General features: G+C 57.2%; 8 protein-coding genes, 4 rRNA genes and 1 pseudogene. 5 read left to right on the plus strand and 8 right to left on the minus strand.

Going from position 1 to position 15,159, the window contains the following annotated elements:
- Positions 1 to 185: 185 nt before the first annotated feature.
- A 16S ribosomal RNA gene (locus CE_RS13825) occupies positions 186 to 1,706 on the minus strand.
- 845 nt (positions 1,707 to 2,551) lie between these two features.
- On the opposite strand from CE_RS13825, the gene CE_RS15695 reads away from it, so the two are divergent.
- From CE_RS15695 to CE_RS13835, 3 genes are read left to right on the plus strand one after another with little or no spacing between them, the layout of a single operon-like run.
- Positions 2,552 to 2,749: a hypothetical protein gene (locus CE_RS15695; RefSeq protein ID WP_006770541.1), complete on the plus strand. Its 198-nt coding sequence runs from the start codon at positions 2,552 to 2,554 to the stop codon at positions 2,747 to 2,749.
- Between the two features lie 34 nt (positions 2,750 to 2,783).
- The gene (locus tag CE_RS13830) at positions 2,784 to 3,356 is read left to right on the plus strand and encodes a sugar phosphate isomerase/epimerase family protein (protein WP_006770542.1); all 573 of its coding nucleotides are present in this window, start codon (positions 2,784 to 2,786) and stop codon (positions 3,354 to 3,356) included.
- Between the two features lie 11 nt (positions 3,357 to 3,367).
- The gene (locus tag CE_RS13835) at positions 3,368 to 3,745 is read left to right on the plus strand and encodes a Gfo/Idh/MocA family protein (RefSeq protein ID WP_006770543.1); all 378 of its coding nucleotides are present in this window, start codon (positions 3,368 to 3,370) and stop codon (positions 3,743 to 3,745) included.
- Positions 3,746 to 3,758: 13 nt separating this feature from the next.
- Here CE_RS13835 and CE_RS13840 read toward each other — a convergent pair.
- The 5 genes and pseudogenes from CE_RS13840 to CE_RS13860 form a co-directional block, all read right to left on the minus strand.
- A pseudogene (locus CE_RS13840) lies at positions 3,759 to 4,928 on the minus strand (IS256 family transposase).
- Between the two features lie 438 nt (positions 4,929 to 5,366).
- Positions 5,367 to 5,483: ribosomal RNA gene (gene rrf / locus CE_RS13845) — 5S ribosomal RNA — on the minus strand.
- Positions 5,484 to 5,610: 127 nt separating this feature from the next.
- A 23S ribosomal RNA gene (locus tag CE_RS13850) occupies positions 5,611 to 8,694 on the minus strand.
- 367 nt (positions 8,695 to 9,061) lie between these two features.
- Positions 9,062 to 10,583, minus strand: a 16S ribosomal RNA gene (locus CE_RS13855).
- The 16S, 23S and 5S rRNA genes sit together here, the layout of an rRNA operon.
- A gap of 664 nt (positions 10,584 to 11,247) precedes the next feature.
- The gene (locus tag CE_RS13860; RefSeq protein ID WP_006768837.1) at positions 11,248 to 11,622 is read right to left on the minus strand and encodes a GntR family transcriptional regulator; all 375 of its coding nucleotides are present in this window, start codon (positions 11,620 to 11,622) and stop codon (positions 11,248 to 11,250) included.
- Between the two features lie 218 nt (positions 11,623 to 11,840).
- Between CE_RS13860 and CE_RS13865 the strand changes: the two genes are divergently transcribed.
- Complete coding sequence (locus tag CE_RS13865) at positions 11,841 to 13,109, plus strand: NYN domain-containing protein (protein WP_006768836.1); 1,269 nt, start codon at positions 11,841 to 11,843, stop codon at positions 13,107 to 13,109.
- A gap of 72 nt (positions 13,110 to 13,181) precedes the next feature.
- Here CE_RS13865 and CE_RS13870 read toward each other — a convergent pair whose 3' ends face one another.
- Complete coding sequence (locus CE_RS13870) at positions 13,182 to 14,042, minus strand: PspA/IM30 family protein (protein ID WP_006768835.1); 861 nt, start codon at positions 14,040 to 14,042, stop codon at positions 13,182 to 13,184.
- A 222-nt stretch (positions 14,043 to 14,264) separates the two neighbouring features.
- Complete coding sequence (locus CE_RS13875; protein ID WP_035109174.1) at positions 14,265 to 14,642, minus strand: thioredoxin family protein; 378 nt, start codon at positions 14,640 to 14,642, stop codon at positions 14,265 to 14,267.
- A gap of 197 nt (positions 14,643 to 14,839) precedes the next feature.
- On the opposite strand from CE_RS13875, the gene CE_RS13880 reads away from it, so the two are divergent.
- Positions 14,840 to 15,049, plus strand: coding sequence for a heavy-metal-associated domain-containing protein (locus CE_RS13880; protein WP_011076094.1), 210 nt, complete (start codon positions 14,840 to 14,842; stop codon positions 15,047 to 15,049).
- The last annotated feature ends 110 nt before the right edge of the window (positions 15,050 to 15,159 follow it).

Consider the following 15,159-nt stretch of genomic DNA (forward strand, 5'->3'; position numbering starts at 1 on the left):
TTGTCATCCCAGACACCCAACAGCATGCCACCTACTTATCACCACCATCTCGGTGATGTGTTTGCCGATCTCATGGGTCATGATCCACCCGATTATTGTGTGTTGGTGGCAACCACATCCGGGTTCCAACACCAACAACCCACCACATGAACACAGTCCATGGTGGGTTTATTAAAGCTCCTTAGAAAGGAGGTGATCCAGCCGCACCTTCCGGTACGGCTACCTTGTTACGACTTCGTCCCAATCGCCGATCCCACCTTCGACAGCTCCCTCCCTTGCGGGTTGGGCCACTGGCTTCGGGTGTTACCAACTTTCATGACGTGACGGGCGGTGTGTACAAGGCCCGGGAACGTATTCACCGCAGCGTTGCTGATCTGCGATTACTAGCGACTCCGACTTCATGGGGTCGAGTTGCAGACCCCAATCCGAACTGAGGCCGGCTTTGAGAGATTAGCTCCACCTCACGGTGTGGCAACTCGCTGTACCGACCATTGTAGCATGTGTGAAGCCCTGGACATAAGGGGCATGATGATTTGACGTCATCCCCACCTTCCTCCGAGTTAACCCCGGCAGTCTCTCATGAGTGCCCACCATCACGTGATGGCAACATAAGACAAGGGTTGCGCTCGTTGCGGGACTTAACCCAACATCTCACGACACGAGCTGACGACAACCATGCACCACCTGTACACCAGCCACAAGGGAAGCTACATCTCTGCAGCGATCTAGTGTATGTCAAGCCCAGGTAAGGTTCTTCGCGTTGCATCGAATTAATCCACATGCTCCGCCGCTTGTGCGGGCCCCCGTCAATTCCTTTGAGTTTTAGCCTTGCGGCCGTACTCCCCAGGCGGGGCGCTTAATGCGTTAGCTGCGGCACAGAAGACGTGGAAGTCCCCTACACCTAGCGCCCACCGTTTACGGCATGGACTACCAGGGTATCTAATCCTGTTCGCTACCCATGCTTTCGCTCCTCAGCGTCAGTTACTGCCCAGAGACCTGCCTTCGCCATTGGTGTTCCTCCTGATATCTGCGCATTTCACCGCTACACCAGGAATTCCAGTCTCCCCTACAGCACTCAAGTTATGCCCGTATCGCCTGCACGCCCGAAGTTAAGCCCCGGGATTTCACAGACGACGCGACAAACCACCTACGAGCTCTTTACGCCCAGTAATTCCGGACAACGCTCGCACCCTACGTATTACCGCGGCTGCTGGCACGTAGTTAGCCGGTGCTTCTTCTACAGGTACCGTCACAAAAGCTTCGTCCCTGTCGAAAGGAGTTTACAACCCGAAGGCCGTCATCCCCCACGCGGCGTCGCTGCATCAGGCTTGCGCCCATTGTGCAATATTCCCCACTGCTGCCTCCCGTAGGAGTCTGGGCCGTGTCTCAGTCCCAATGTGGCCGATCACCCTCTCAGGCCGGCTACCCGTCGACGCCTTGGTAGGCCATTACCCCACCAACAAGCTGATAGGCCGCAGGCTCATCCCACACCGATAAAATCTTTCCACCCCCTGACCTACCAGGGGGTCGTATCCGGTATTAGACCCAGTTTCCCAGGCTTATCCCGAAGTGCGGGGCAGATCACCCACGTGTTACTCACCCGTTCGCCACTAATCCACCCTGCAAGCAGGGCTTCATCGTTCGACTTGCATGTGTTAAGCACGCCGCCAGCGTTCGTCCTGAGCCAGGATCAAACTCTCCACAAAAGACGACACACAATGTGTGTGTCAGGGCGTGAAAAGCCCGATAACCCAGCCAAACAAACAACCACCACAACCGACAAGGTTCATGGTGGTCTGGCTTGTTCAACCAAAAATAATGGTTAAAAAGTTAAAACAAAACCCGGTTCCCGCCTGTCCCGACGGGGAAAAGCACCATGGGAACCGGTGTGTCGTAAAAAAAATATAACCATGCACACAATCAACCAGACACCCCGATGGGGCCTGGTCCATTATTTACAGTGGTAGGAGGTAATGCTCCCCCACCACCCGGCATGACCACCCCACCACGTATGGCGGGGTACGACAAACATAAAATAAATGGCACACTATTGAGTTCTCAAACAACATTCGCACACCCCGAACCCGCAACCGTTGTATGGTGGTTGGTGCTCGTTGGCAGCTTGATCAACGTTACTCACCGTGATCATCGAAGTCAAAACGCTGTTTCTCAGTCGATGTGGTGGTGTTCGTTGGGGTCAGCACCTGTTGTCCTACCGCCGCAGACTCCAGTGCTTCACTGGGCGGGGCGTTGTCGGTCGCGCTGACTGGTATTAATCTACACAGCCCACCGGTAACCCACAAACCCCCAGCTCACGCCACCAAATGCCGGGGCAGTCGGGCGTCGACAAGCCCCACGCCCACAACGCGACATCCCGAAGGCAACGAGCCTGGGTAACATTCAACCCCCGAGCCTCGATTAATGATCCTACCAATTGGCCATTTTTGACTGTAGAGTGATTCATAACGCAGCTATCCGGCTAGATTCTGCACGTCACAGAAACTGAGGAACACATTGTTTACAATCACTGGTTTCGCCGATGAGATCGCCCATGATCTCGATGAACAGATTGCGCTCCCAGAAGCTCAACATCACCCACGTTGAGTTCCGCAGCGCATGGGGAACAAAGGTACTGGATCTTTCCAGGGAGGAACTGGAGTCAGCCAAGTCGAAGCTCGATGATGCCGGCATCTCACTATCCGCGATGGGTTCCGATCTGGGGAAGATCAACATCACCGACCCCCTTTGAGGATCACCTGGAACGGGCTCGTCATGCAATTGAGGTGGCGAAGTTCTTCGGCACGGACTACATCCGTCTGTTTTCTTTCTTCATCCCTGAAGGTGACAACCCGGATGACTACCGCGACGAGGTGCTCTCCCGTACCCGTGCAGTGGTCGCTCTCGCGGAGGAAGGAGGCATCACTCTCCTCCATGAGAATGAGAAGGGTATCTATGGGGATTCCCCCCAGCGGGTCAGGGATCTGATGGCCAGCATCGATTCCCCCCGCTACCGCGCGATCTATGATGCCGCGAATTATGTCCAGACCGGCTTCAGGCCTTTCGATGAGTCCTGGCCGGTAGTCAGGGACTATGTCGATTACATCCATGTCAAGGATGCCACGGTCCCGTCGGCCGATCACCCCATCGGCGTCATCAAAACCGCCGGCCAGGGCGCCGGCCAGTATCCTGAGCTTCTCGCGGAGCTGCACCGGAATGGTTTCGAGGGTTTCCTCTCCATCGAACCGCACCTCGGCAACTTCGATGAGTTCGGTGGGTTGTGTGGCCCCGATCTGTGGACCAGCGCCTATGACGCCTTGACCGCCATCCTCAATGACCTCGATATCCGATACAACTGAGGGTTACGCATATGAGAAATGCTGCGCTTGTGGGATGTGGCGATGTCGCAATCGTGCACTGGGAGGCCATCGAGGCGCTGGGTGATGAGCTCGGTATCCGCCTGGTGGCGGTGGTTGACTCCGATCCGGAGGCCGCCCGGGCCTTCTCCGCTCAGACCGGGGCACGGGCATACGGAAGCCTGACAGAGCTCCTGGCCGCAGGGACGGTTGAGGTCGTCCACATCACCACCCCACATGATCAGCATATTGAGCTGACATCGGAGGCCCTGGCCAGTGGTGCCCATGTCATCCTGGAGAAACCCCTGGCCCATGAGGTTGCCGAGGCCCGGTCAAGCGTCCATTTGAGTGGTGTATCCGTCAGCCCGACTCAGTGGGGATTAGCTGACTGATGGCCACCGGTTTCTACGCCACGATCGCCTCCCTCAAGCTCGCGGAGAGATCAGCGTCAACCGCATCGGCAGTCACCTTGGTCAGCATCGCGGCCGTGTCTTTCAGGACGCCGAGTTGCATATAACGCCGCTGCTGGATCCAGTCCTCATGTGGCTACTGCCAACACCGCCCCGACCAGGCGAACCACTAAGTCCCGGTCAGGAAAGATCCCGACCACGTTCGTGCGCCGGCGGATTTCCTTGTTCAACCGCTCAGTCAGGTTATTCGACCACACCTTGGTCCACGCAGCCTTCGGAAACGACGTGAAGCTCAGGATCTCGTCCAACGCCTCTTCCAGGTGGGCGGCGGCCTTCGGCAGCGTCGGCTCCAGCATGTCTACGACCCATCGGGCCTGGGCCCATGTCTTATCTGGGGTGTCCTGGTCAAAAATGGATGGAAACATCGTGCGCGCCCACTTCCACTCCGACCGGGGCACGACGTCGGATAGGTTCTTTGCAGAATGGGTCCGACACCGCTGCCAGGATGCGTCGGGAAACACATCCCCGATGGCGTGCGAAATCCCGCAATGGGCGTCACTGGTGATCAACCCGACCGCAGTCAGTCCGCGGGCCTTGAGATCCCGGAAAAACCCGGTCCAGGACGAGGTCGACTCGGCGGTAGCGATCTGCAAGCCGAGCATCTCCCTAAACCCTTCCGCATTGATCCCGGTGGCCAGCAACACCGAGCATTTGACGACGCGTGCGCCTTCGCGGACCTTGATGGTCAGCGCATCGGCAAAGACGTATAAATACGGGCCAGCATCCAGCGGGCGAGTCCTAAAGTCTTCGACCATCTGATCGAGGTCTTTGGCCATATTTGATACCTGAGATTTCGACATGCCGGTGATCCCGAGGGATTTCACGAGGTCATCCATCCGGCGGGTCGACACGCCTTTCAGGTAGGCGGTGGCCACCGCTGAGGTGAGTGCGGATTCGACGCGAGTGCGGTGTTCCAGCAGCCAGTCGGGGTAGTAGGAACCCTGGCGTAGACGCCGTACTCGGCTCCGCAGACCTGGTCGGCCTGGGCGGAAAGCAGCAGGTTGATGGTGTCCTGAAGCATCTGCCGCATCAGGTCCGGGGAGGCTTGGGCCAGTAGGTCGTCAATGTAGCCGGTCGGGTCGATAGAATGAGGCGCAGAGGCCATCGTGGATTGTCCTTTCGAGGATGTGTGGTAACTGAGTCGAAAGGTACCGCGGTGGCCTCCCTGTGTTGCTGATCAGGGTGCTCACCGTGCGGTAGCTGTACACCACTTTAGAAGACGTAACCTCTTCTCCCGCAGAGAACAACCTAGGGCAGTGAAGAGGTGTCATCTCGACGCTGCATGGTTCCAGTTCCGAAAGTCGGGCCAAGGACAGGGAGTAGGGCCACACGGGGAGGGAGATCTATCGTTTGTCCACGGGCCCTCCCGGTCTCAGTACAACGACAAAAAGGGGCTGGGGTGGGTAAGGAAAAGGGAATGATCCTTTTCCTTACCCACCCCAGCCCCCTGGAGTACAGAAACACAAAAGCACTGATGGTGCGGGGACACACCATGTGTGTCCCCGCACCATCAGTGCACATATATTCTTCTTGTTAAGTTGTTGGTCGGCGGTCACCTACTCTCCCACACCCTCCCGAGTGCAGTACCATCAGCGTAACCAGGCTTAGCTTCCGGGTTCGGAATGGGACCGGGCGTTTCCCTGCTACTATCACCACCGACACACCTATCACGGTGCACCAACCCAACCATGTTGGGTGTGTTGTGCCAGACACTGCATAGTGGACGCGAACAACGTGTTCAAATTGTGTGTTACATAAGCGCTAAAACATACCCCAACACCATTAGTGGGGTGTTTGTGTCGGTAAATTAGTACCAGTCACCTCCACATCTTACGATGCTTCCAGATCTGGCCTATCAACCCCATAATCTCTAGGGAACCTCAACAGAAACCTCATCTCGAAACAGGCTTCCCGCTTAGATGCTTTCAGCGGTTATCCCTTCCGTACGTAGCCAACCAGCCCTGCTCCTGGCGGAACAACTGGCACACCAGAGGTACGTCCGTCCCGGTCCTCTCGTACTAGGGACAGCCTTCCTTAAGTTTCAACGCGCGCGGCGGATAGAGACCGAACTGTCTCACGACGTTCTAAACCCAGCTCGCGTACCGCTTTAATGGGCGAACAGCCCAACCCTTGGGACCTACTCCAGCCCCAGGATGCGACGAGCCGACATCGAGGTGCCAAACCATCCCGTCGATATGGACTCTTGGGGAAGATCAGCCTGTTATCCCCGGGGTACCTTTTATCCGTTGAGCGACACCACAACCACAAGTAGGTGCCGGATCACTAGTCCCGACTTTCGTCCCTGCTCGAGCTGTCACTCTCACAGTCAAGCTCCCTTGTGCACTTACACTCACCACCTGATTACCAACCAGGCTGAGGAAACCTTTGGGCGCCTCCGTTACATTTTAGGAGGCAACCGCCCCAGTTAAACTACCCACCAGGCACTGTCCCCAACCCAGATCATGGGCCAAGGTTAAGACATTCAATCCGATCAGAGTGGTATTTCACCAACGACTCCACCACAACTAGCGTCATGGCATCATAGTCTCCCACCTATCCTACACAAACCGAATCAAACACCAATACCAAGCTATAGTGAAGGTCCCGGGGTCTTTTCGTCCTGCCGCGCGTAACGAGCATCTTTACTCGTACTGCAATTTCACCGGGCCTGTGGTTGAGACAGCAGGGAAGTCGTTACGCCATTCGTGCAGGTCGGAACTTACCCGACAAGGAATTTCGCTACCTTAGGATGGTTATAGTTACCACCGCCGTTTACTGGGGCTTAAATTCTCAGCTTCGCCGCTTAACGCAGCTAACCGGTCCTCTTAACCTTCCAGCACCGGGCAGGCGTCAGTCCGTATACATCAACTTATAACGTCTTCGCACGGACCTGTGTTTTTAGTAAACAGTCGCTTCCCTCTATTCTCTGCGACCCACACCAGCTCCAGAAGCAGATTCCTTCACCAGTGCAGGCCCCCCTTCTCCCGAAGTTACGGGGGCATTTTGCCGAGTTCCTTAACCACAGTTCACCCGAACGCCTTAGTATTCTCTACCTGACTACCTGTGTCGGTTTGGGGTACGGGCCGAATATGCACATCGCTAGAGGCTTTTCTCGACAGTACAGGATCACAGAATTCACCCCTTTAAGGGCTACGCATCACGCCTCGAACATAATGAGATACGGATTTACCAATACCTCGTTCCACACGCTTACACCACAATCCACTAAGTGGCTCATGCTACCTCACTGCGTCACCCCATCACTTAGCTACTACCAGATCAGGTCCCACGCACGCCACCACCACCAACCCGAAGGAAGGCACGTGATCTTGTGGGTGGTTAGTATCACTGATTCACCATGGGCGCGCACACTCGGGTACGGGAATATCAACCCGTTATCCATCGACTACGCCTGTCGGCCTCGCCTTAGGCCCCGACTCACCCTGGGAAGATTAACTTGACCCAGGAACCCTTAGTCATCCGGCGGATGAGTTTCTCACTCATCAATCGTTACTCATGCCTGCATTCTCACTCGCACACACTCCACAACACCGTCACCAGGCTGCTTCAACACGTGCACGACGCTCCCCTACCCAACAACACATACATGTCATTGCCGCGGCTTCGGCGGTGTACTTAAGCCCCACTACATTGTCGGCGCGGGATCACTCGACCAGTGAGCTATTACGCACTCTTTCAAGGATGGCTGCTTCTAAGCCAACCTCCTGGCTGTCTTCGCGACCCCACCTCCTTTTCCACTTAGCACACCCTTAGGGGCCTTAGCCGGCGATCTGGGCTGTTTCCCTCTCGACTACGAAGCTTATCCCCCGCAGTCTCACTGCTGTGCTATCACTTCACCGGCATTCGGAGTTTGGCTGATGTCGCTAAGATGTTGGTCCCGCTAAACCATCCAGTAGCTCTACCTCCGGGAAGAAACACACAACGCTGCACCTAAATGCATTTCGGGGAGAACCAGCTATCACGGAGTTTGATTGGCCTTTCACCCCTACCCACAACTCATCCCCTCAGTTTTCAACCTAAGTGGGTTCGCGCCTCCACGACGTCTTACCATCGCTTCACACTGGCCATGGGTAGATCACTCCGCTTCGGGTCCAAGACATGCCACTGATTCACCCTGATTAGGATTCGGTTTCCCTACGGCTACCCCACACGGGTTAACCTCGCGACATGCCGCTGACTCGCAGGCTCATTCTTCAAAAGGCACGCCATCACACCCCACAGGATGCTCTGACGGATTGTAAGCACACGGTTTCAGGTACTATTTCACTCCCCTCCCGGGGTACTTTTCACCATTCCCTCACGGTACTAATCCGCTATCGGTCATATCAAGTATTCAGGCTTACCGAGTGGTCCCGGCAGATTCACAGCAGATTTCACGAGCCCGCTGCTACTCGGGTACAACAACCACCCACCCACACTGACCTTCATGTACAGGACTATCACCTTCTACGGTAGGTGTTTCCACACCACTTCCACTAATCAATGCGCGATGAGCCAGTGTCCGGCAGAACACAACCGTCATTGCCCCACAACCACCTACATGCAACCCCTGCCGGGTATCACACACATAGGCTTTAGCCATCATCCGCGTTCGCTCGCCACTACTAACGGAATCACAATTGTTTTCTTCTCCTACGGGTACTGAGATGTTTCACTTCCCCGTGTCACCCCCCACACCGGCTATATATTCACCGGCGGGTAACCACACATCACTGCGGCTGGGTTTCCCCATTCGGACATCCTCGGATCAACGCTTAGTTGGCAACTCCCCGAGGCTTAACGCAGCCTCTCACGTCCTTCATCGGCTTGATATGCCAAGGCATCCACCGTGTGCCCTTAAAACAAACACTCCCACACCAACCCCGAAAGGTCGGTGTGGCGTTCGGATACTACTTATGCAAAATCACACAATAAAATAAAGATGCTCGCGTCCACTATACAGTTCTCACACAACACAACACCCACACCAGAAAACACCCAACCACAACAGGTTGCGCATCAACGATGATAAGTGCCTGGCTTGGAATAACACTTGTCATCCCAGACACCCAACAGCATGCCACCTACTTATCACCACCATCTCGGTGATGTGTTTGCCGATCTCATGGGTCATGATCCACCCGATTATTGTGTGTTGGTGGCAACCACATCCGGGTTCCAACACCAACAACCCACCACATGAACACAGTCCATGGTGGGTTTATTAAAGCTCCTTAGAAAGGAGGTGATCCAGCCGCACCTTCCGGTACGGCTACCTTGTTACGACTTCGTCCCAATCGCCGATCCCACCTTCGACAGCTCCCTCCCTTGCGGGTTGGGCCACTGGCTTCGGGTGTTACCAACTTTCATGACGTGACGGGCGGTGTGTACAAGGCCCGGGAACGTATTCACCGCAGCGTTGCTGATCTGCGATTACTAGCGACTCCGACTTCATGGGGTCGAGTTGCAGACCCCAATCCGAACTGAGGCCGGCTTTGAGAGATTAGCTCCACCTCACGGTGTGGCAACTCGCTGTACCGACCATTGTAGCATGTGTGAAGCCCTGGACATAAGGGGCATGATGATTTGACGTCATCCCCACCTTCCTCCGAGTTAACCCCGGCAGTCTCTCATGAGTGCCCACCATCACGTGATGGCAACATAAGACAAGGGTTGCGCTCGTTGCGGGACTTAACCCAACATCTCACGACACGAGCTGACGACAACCATGCACCACCTGTACACCAGCCACAAGGGAAGCTACATCTCTGCAGCGATCTAGTGTATGTCAAGCCCAGGTAAGGTTCTTCGCGTTGCATCGAATTAATCCACATGCTCCGCCGCTTGTGCGGGCCCCCGTCAATTCCTTTGAGTTTTAGCCTTGCGGCCGTACTCCCCAGGCGGGGCGCTTAATGCGTTAGCTGCGGCACAGAAGACGTGGAAGTCCCCTACACCTAGCGCCCACCGTTTACGGCATGGACTACCAGGGTATCTAATCCTGTTCGCTACCCATGCTTTCGCTCCTCAGCGTCAGTTACTGCCCAGAGACCTGCCTTCGCCATTGGTGTTCCTCCTGATATCTGCGCATTTCACCGCTACACCAGGAATTCCAGTCTCCCCTACAGCACTCAAGTTATGCCCGTATCGCCTGCACGCCCGAAGTTAAGCCCCGGGATTTCACAGACGACGCGACAAACCACCTACGAGCTCTTTACGCCCAGTAATTCCGGACAACGCTCGCACCCTACGTATTACCGCGGCTGCTGGCACGTAGTTAGCCGGTGCTTCTTCTACAGGTACCGTCACAAAAGCTTCGTCCCTGTCGAAAGGAGTTTACAACCCGAAGGCCGTCATCCCCCACGCGGCGTCGCTGCATCAGGCTTGCGCCCATTGTGCAATATTCCCCACTGCTGCCTCCCGTAGGAGTCTGGGCCGTGTCTCAGTCCCAATGTGGCCGATCACCCTCTCAGGCCGGCTACCCGTCGACGCCTTGGTAGGCCATTACCCCACCAACAAGCTGATAGGCCGCAGGCTCATCCCACACCGATAAATCTTTCCACCCCCTGACCTACCAGGGGGTCGTATCCGGTATTAGACCCAGTTTCCCAGGCTTATCCCGAAGTGCGGGGCAGATCACCCACGTGTTACTCACCCGTTCGCCACTAATCCACCCAAGCAAGCTTAGGCTTCATCGTTCGACTTGCATGTGTTAAGCACGCCGCCAGCGTTCGTCCTGAGCCAGGATCAAACTCTCCACAAAAGACGACACACACATAAACGTGTGCGCCAGGGCGTGAAAAGCCCGATAACCCAGCCAAACAAACAACCACCACAACCGACAAGGTTCATGGTGGTCTGGCTTGTTCAACCAAAAATAATGGTTAAAAAGTTAAAACAAAACCCGGTTCCCGCCTGTCCCGACGGGGAAAAGCACCATGGGAACCGGTGTGTCGTAAAAAAAATATAACCATGCACACAATCAACCAGACACCCCGATGGGGCCTGGTCCATTATTTACAGTGGTAGGAGGTAATGCTCCCCCACCACCCGGCATGACCACCCCACCACGTATGGCGGGGTACGACAAACATAAAATAAATGGCACACTATTGAGTTCTCAAACAACATTCGCACACCCCGAACCCGCAACCGTTGTATGGTGGTTGGTGCTCGTTGGCAGCTTGATCAACGTTACTCACCGTGATCATCGAAGTCAAAACGCTGTTTCTCAGTCGATGTGGTGGTGTTCGTTGGGGTCAGCACCTGTTGTCCTACCGCCGCACACTCCAGTGCTTCACTGGGCGGGGCGTTGTCGGTCGCGCTGACTGGTATTAATCTACACAGCCCACCGGTAACCCACAAACCCCCAGCTCACACCACCAAACAGACCAACCACCCCATGAAGACCCAGCGGCCCCTGGTGATCATTTGTAGAGCCCCCTACTTTCCGCGACCTGTTCCAACAGGGTCTGCACACGTTGCCGGGGGATGCCGAGCTTGGCGGCTTCGTCGACAAGCGGCACCACGTATGTTGCGGCAAATTCGCGTTGGCGTCGCTGGAGGATGATGTCGCGCGCACCTGCGGTGACAAACATGCCAACACCCCGCCGCTTCTCCAGCACCCCGGTATCAATAAGGAGGGACAGTCCCCTGCGGGCGGTCGCCGGGTTGATCCGGTGGAAGCTGGCCAACTCATTCATGGACGGGGCCCGCTCCCCCACCTTCAGGGATCCGTCCACGATGGTGTCTTCCAATAACAGTGCAATCTGCCGGAAGAGCGGGGCAGTGTTCTCATTCATCGACTACCGCAACCCCCCTCATTGGTTAGTTACTCAGGTAACTAACCCTAGATATGTCTCCGGCCCCATACAAGCCCCCGGGATCGCTGCGCGACATGCTTTCACGTGCTTTGAAAAACCCGACCACGGTTTATCCACTGTAAATAGACGCGAATTTACTGAATAAGGCATGCTTAAGTAAACAGATTTATAACTCAACAGAATCGGAATTAGGAGCCATGCTTGAACGCACACAGGTATTCGTGGACACGTCGTACCTCCTCGCAAGCTTTTACAACTCTTGGGAGACAGGCGCACGCGCCCAATTAGAAATCGACCTCCCCGAGGTAGTCGGGGTTTTAGGAAGGATGATAGAACAACAACTCAAACAGCCTGTACAGAGGCAGATGTGGTACGACGGAATCCCGGATTCCGGACCACACCGTTATCAGCGCGCCCTGCGCACCTGCGACGGGGTACAGCTGCGGGCCGGCCAGCTGATCGAATGGGGTGAGCGTCGTACGCAGAAGGCCGTGGACACCCGCCTCGTGGCGGACCTGGTCCTGGCTGGCGTGCGGGGCCAGTGCTCGGATATCGTGCTCGTCTCCGGTGATGCCGACATGATCCCCGGCGTCCAGGAGGCCACCAACGCCGGTGTCCGGGTCCATCTCTATGGGTTCGGCTGGGATTCCATGTCCTCCCAGCTGCGCCACTGCTGCGACACGACCACCATCCTGGACCCCCGCGAGGACTTCGCGGACTGCATGCAGCTGCAGGTCCTGGAGGGGCCGGTGCCCCCGGCGGTGCGGGTCAAGCCCATCGGGGATGCGGAGCCACTGGAAGAACCCGGTCTCACCCCGGTGCCCAATGCGAATGGCGAGATGCCGCCAGCACCGCCCACCAGCCCGGACCCGGCAGAAGACAGCTCACAGGCGGAGCAAACCGAGCCAGCTGAGCCGACCGGCAAGCCCACCCCGGCGACCATCGCCTCAACCCCCAAACCAGGTCCCGTGCCCGGACCTGTTCCCGGCGCGCCCAGGCCGAGTCCGTCGACAAGCACCCCCGACCCGGTCGTGCCGGCCGAACCGCCGCTGCCTCCCGCGGATGACGCCCCCTCACCAGTCGAGGAGGAGATCAAGGAGCAGGTCGACCAGGACAAGTCGAAGGCCATCCCGAACCCCTCGATGATGGCTCCCCGGCGCAAACTGCGCTCCCGTTATGTGCCCCTGCCCAATGAGGTGTGGGCCTCGGCGGGTTTCCAGACCCCCTATGACGTGGGGCAGCAGTATGCGTCCTGGTGGTTTGAGCATGCCGCCACGCCGGAGCAACGGGACCAGGCGCATCTGCTCTCCGGTGGCGGTCTGCCCCCCGAGATCGATCGTCCCCTGTTGCAGTTCGCATGTGAGACGCTCCATGAGTACACGCTCACGGAATCGCAGCGTGTGAGCCTGCGCGATGGTTTCCACTCCGGGATCCGTGGTGTGCTGCTCAACATGCACGACAACTAACCACGCCGGCTGATCCCAGCACAGAGGCCGTCACCCGATGAACCACATCGGGTGACGGCCTCTGGTGTCTGTCTACTTTTTCCCGGTGTTCTCCGCGCTGTCCGCGGGAGCATCGGGAGTGTCGGCGGCCTCAGGGGTGTCGTCGACAAGCTCCTCGGCGTCCACCGGCTCCCCGGTGCCCTTCTCCAGCTCACCGGTCGCCCCGGAGGTCAGGCCGGCCTCCGCGCGGATCTGCTCGAGACGGGCGGCGGCACGCATGTCGGATCCGGTCTGCTGGATCTCGGCGATGCGGTCGTTGACGGAATTCTGGGTGAGTTCCTGGGCACCCAGGGCATCGGCGTATCGACGCTCGATCTTCTCACGCACCGCATCCAGGGTGGGCACGGAATCATCATTCTTGCCGAACTGGTTGAGGCTGTCCATGGACTGGGTGACAGTCTCCTGCATCTGCGCCTGATCCGCCTGCGCACGAAGAGCGTCGATCTGGGAGAGCTGCTCCTTCAGACGCATCTCGGATTCCTTGGACTTCTTGGTCGCATCCTCAGCGGCGGCCTTGGCCTGGTTGTGCAGCGCGGTGGTCTCCTCCAACTGCTGTTCCACGGACACGAGCTGGGAGGCGAACACCTCAGCGGTGTTGTTGAACTCCTGGGCCTTGGTGGCATCACCCTCCTGGGCTGCCTTGTCAGCAAGCTGGATGGCCTGACGGGCCTTGTCCTGCAGCGCATCCCGATCCTTGGCCAGGCGGTCGAGTTTCATCTCCAGCTGCTTCTGCTGGCCGATGACCTGCGATGCCTGCTGCATGATCTGATTATGCTGCTGTTTAGCGGCATCGACGGCCTGCTGGATCTGGACCTTGGGATCCGCATTCTCGTCGATCTTGTTGTCAAAGGAAGCCATGAGATACTTCCAGCCCTTGCTGAATGGATTAGCCATTGTCAGTCACTTCCCAGGAGTAGTTCGTGTGTGTTGTTGTGGCACCGAGTCTACGTAAATTCGCAGGCCCCCACCGGCCGGGCGGGCAACACCAACGCCCCGTCGCCTCCCCCATCCTGGACCCGTGCGTGCGGGCCGGTGGGGAGGAAACGGGGCGTGCGGAGGAGGATCAGTACAGGAGCTGATCCCAGGCTCAATGCCGGGACGAACTACCGGGGTGACTTATGCGTCGCCCTGTGCAGCCTGCTGCTCGGCGATCTGACGACGGACATCATCCATATCCAGCTGCTTGACCTGCTTGACCAGATCGTCCAGGGCGGGTGCCGGCATGGTTCCGGCCTCGCGGAAGACCATGATGCCGTCGCGGAAGATCATCAGGGTGGGGATGGACTGGATCTCCAGTGCGGCGGCGAGGCTCTGGTTGGCCTCGGTGTCTAGCTTGGCGAAGACCGCATCCGGGTGATCACCGGAGACCTTCTCGTAGGTGGGGGCGAACTGGCGGCAGGGACCGCACCAGGAAGCCCATGCATCAACGAGGACAATGCCCTCGCCGGTGACGGTCTGCTCAAATGTGTCTTCGGTTACATCAATCGTTGCCATGTAATAACTCCTTCTGAAAGTTTGTATGGTCTGTATATATAGATCAACTAAATGTAGGTCCCGGGCATTCCCGGGGCGGTCATGATCCCGCCCCCGGGGAGACTCCGAGCCTGAATCCGACTCAAAGGACATCATACAGTGCGCATGGTGGCCGGTCCGGGTTCCGGAGGGATCCACATCGAGAAAGGACGATTTCTGTGAGCACGAAGAATTATTCGGTTGAGGGCATGACCTGCGAACACTGCGTCGCATCCGTCCAGGAGGAAGTCGCCGAGGTTCCCGGCACCCAGGGTGTGGAGGTGGAGCTGGAGTCCGGTCGTCTCGTCGTGACCGGTGAGGGTTTCAGCGATGACGCAATCGCCGCCGCCGTCGAGCGCGCCGGTTATAAGGTCCAGCAGGAACACTGACCTTCGCACCTGAAGCAGGAATCCACAAGCCGTCCTGCGCCCGCCGGCCACCCCATATAAGGGGTGGGGCATGTTTGGTGGCAGAACCCACCCCGGTCCGACTCGCACGC

Origin of the sequence: Corynebacterium efficiens YS-314 (genome assembly GCF_000011305.1) — a bacterium.
GTDB lineage: Bacteria > Actinomycetota > Actinomycetes > Mycobacteriales > Mycobacteriaceae > Corynebacterium > Corynebacterium efficiens.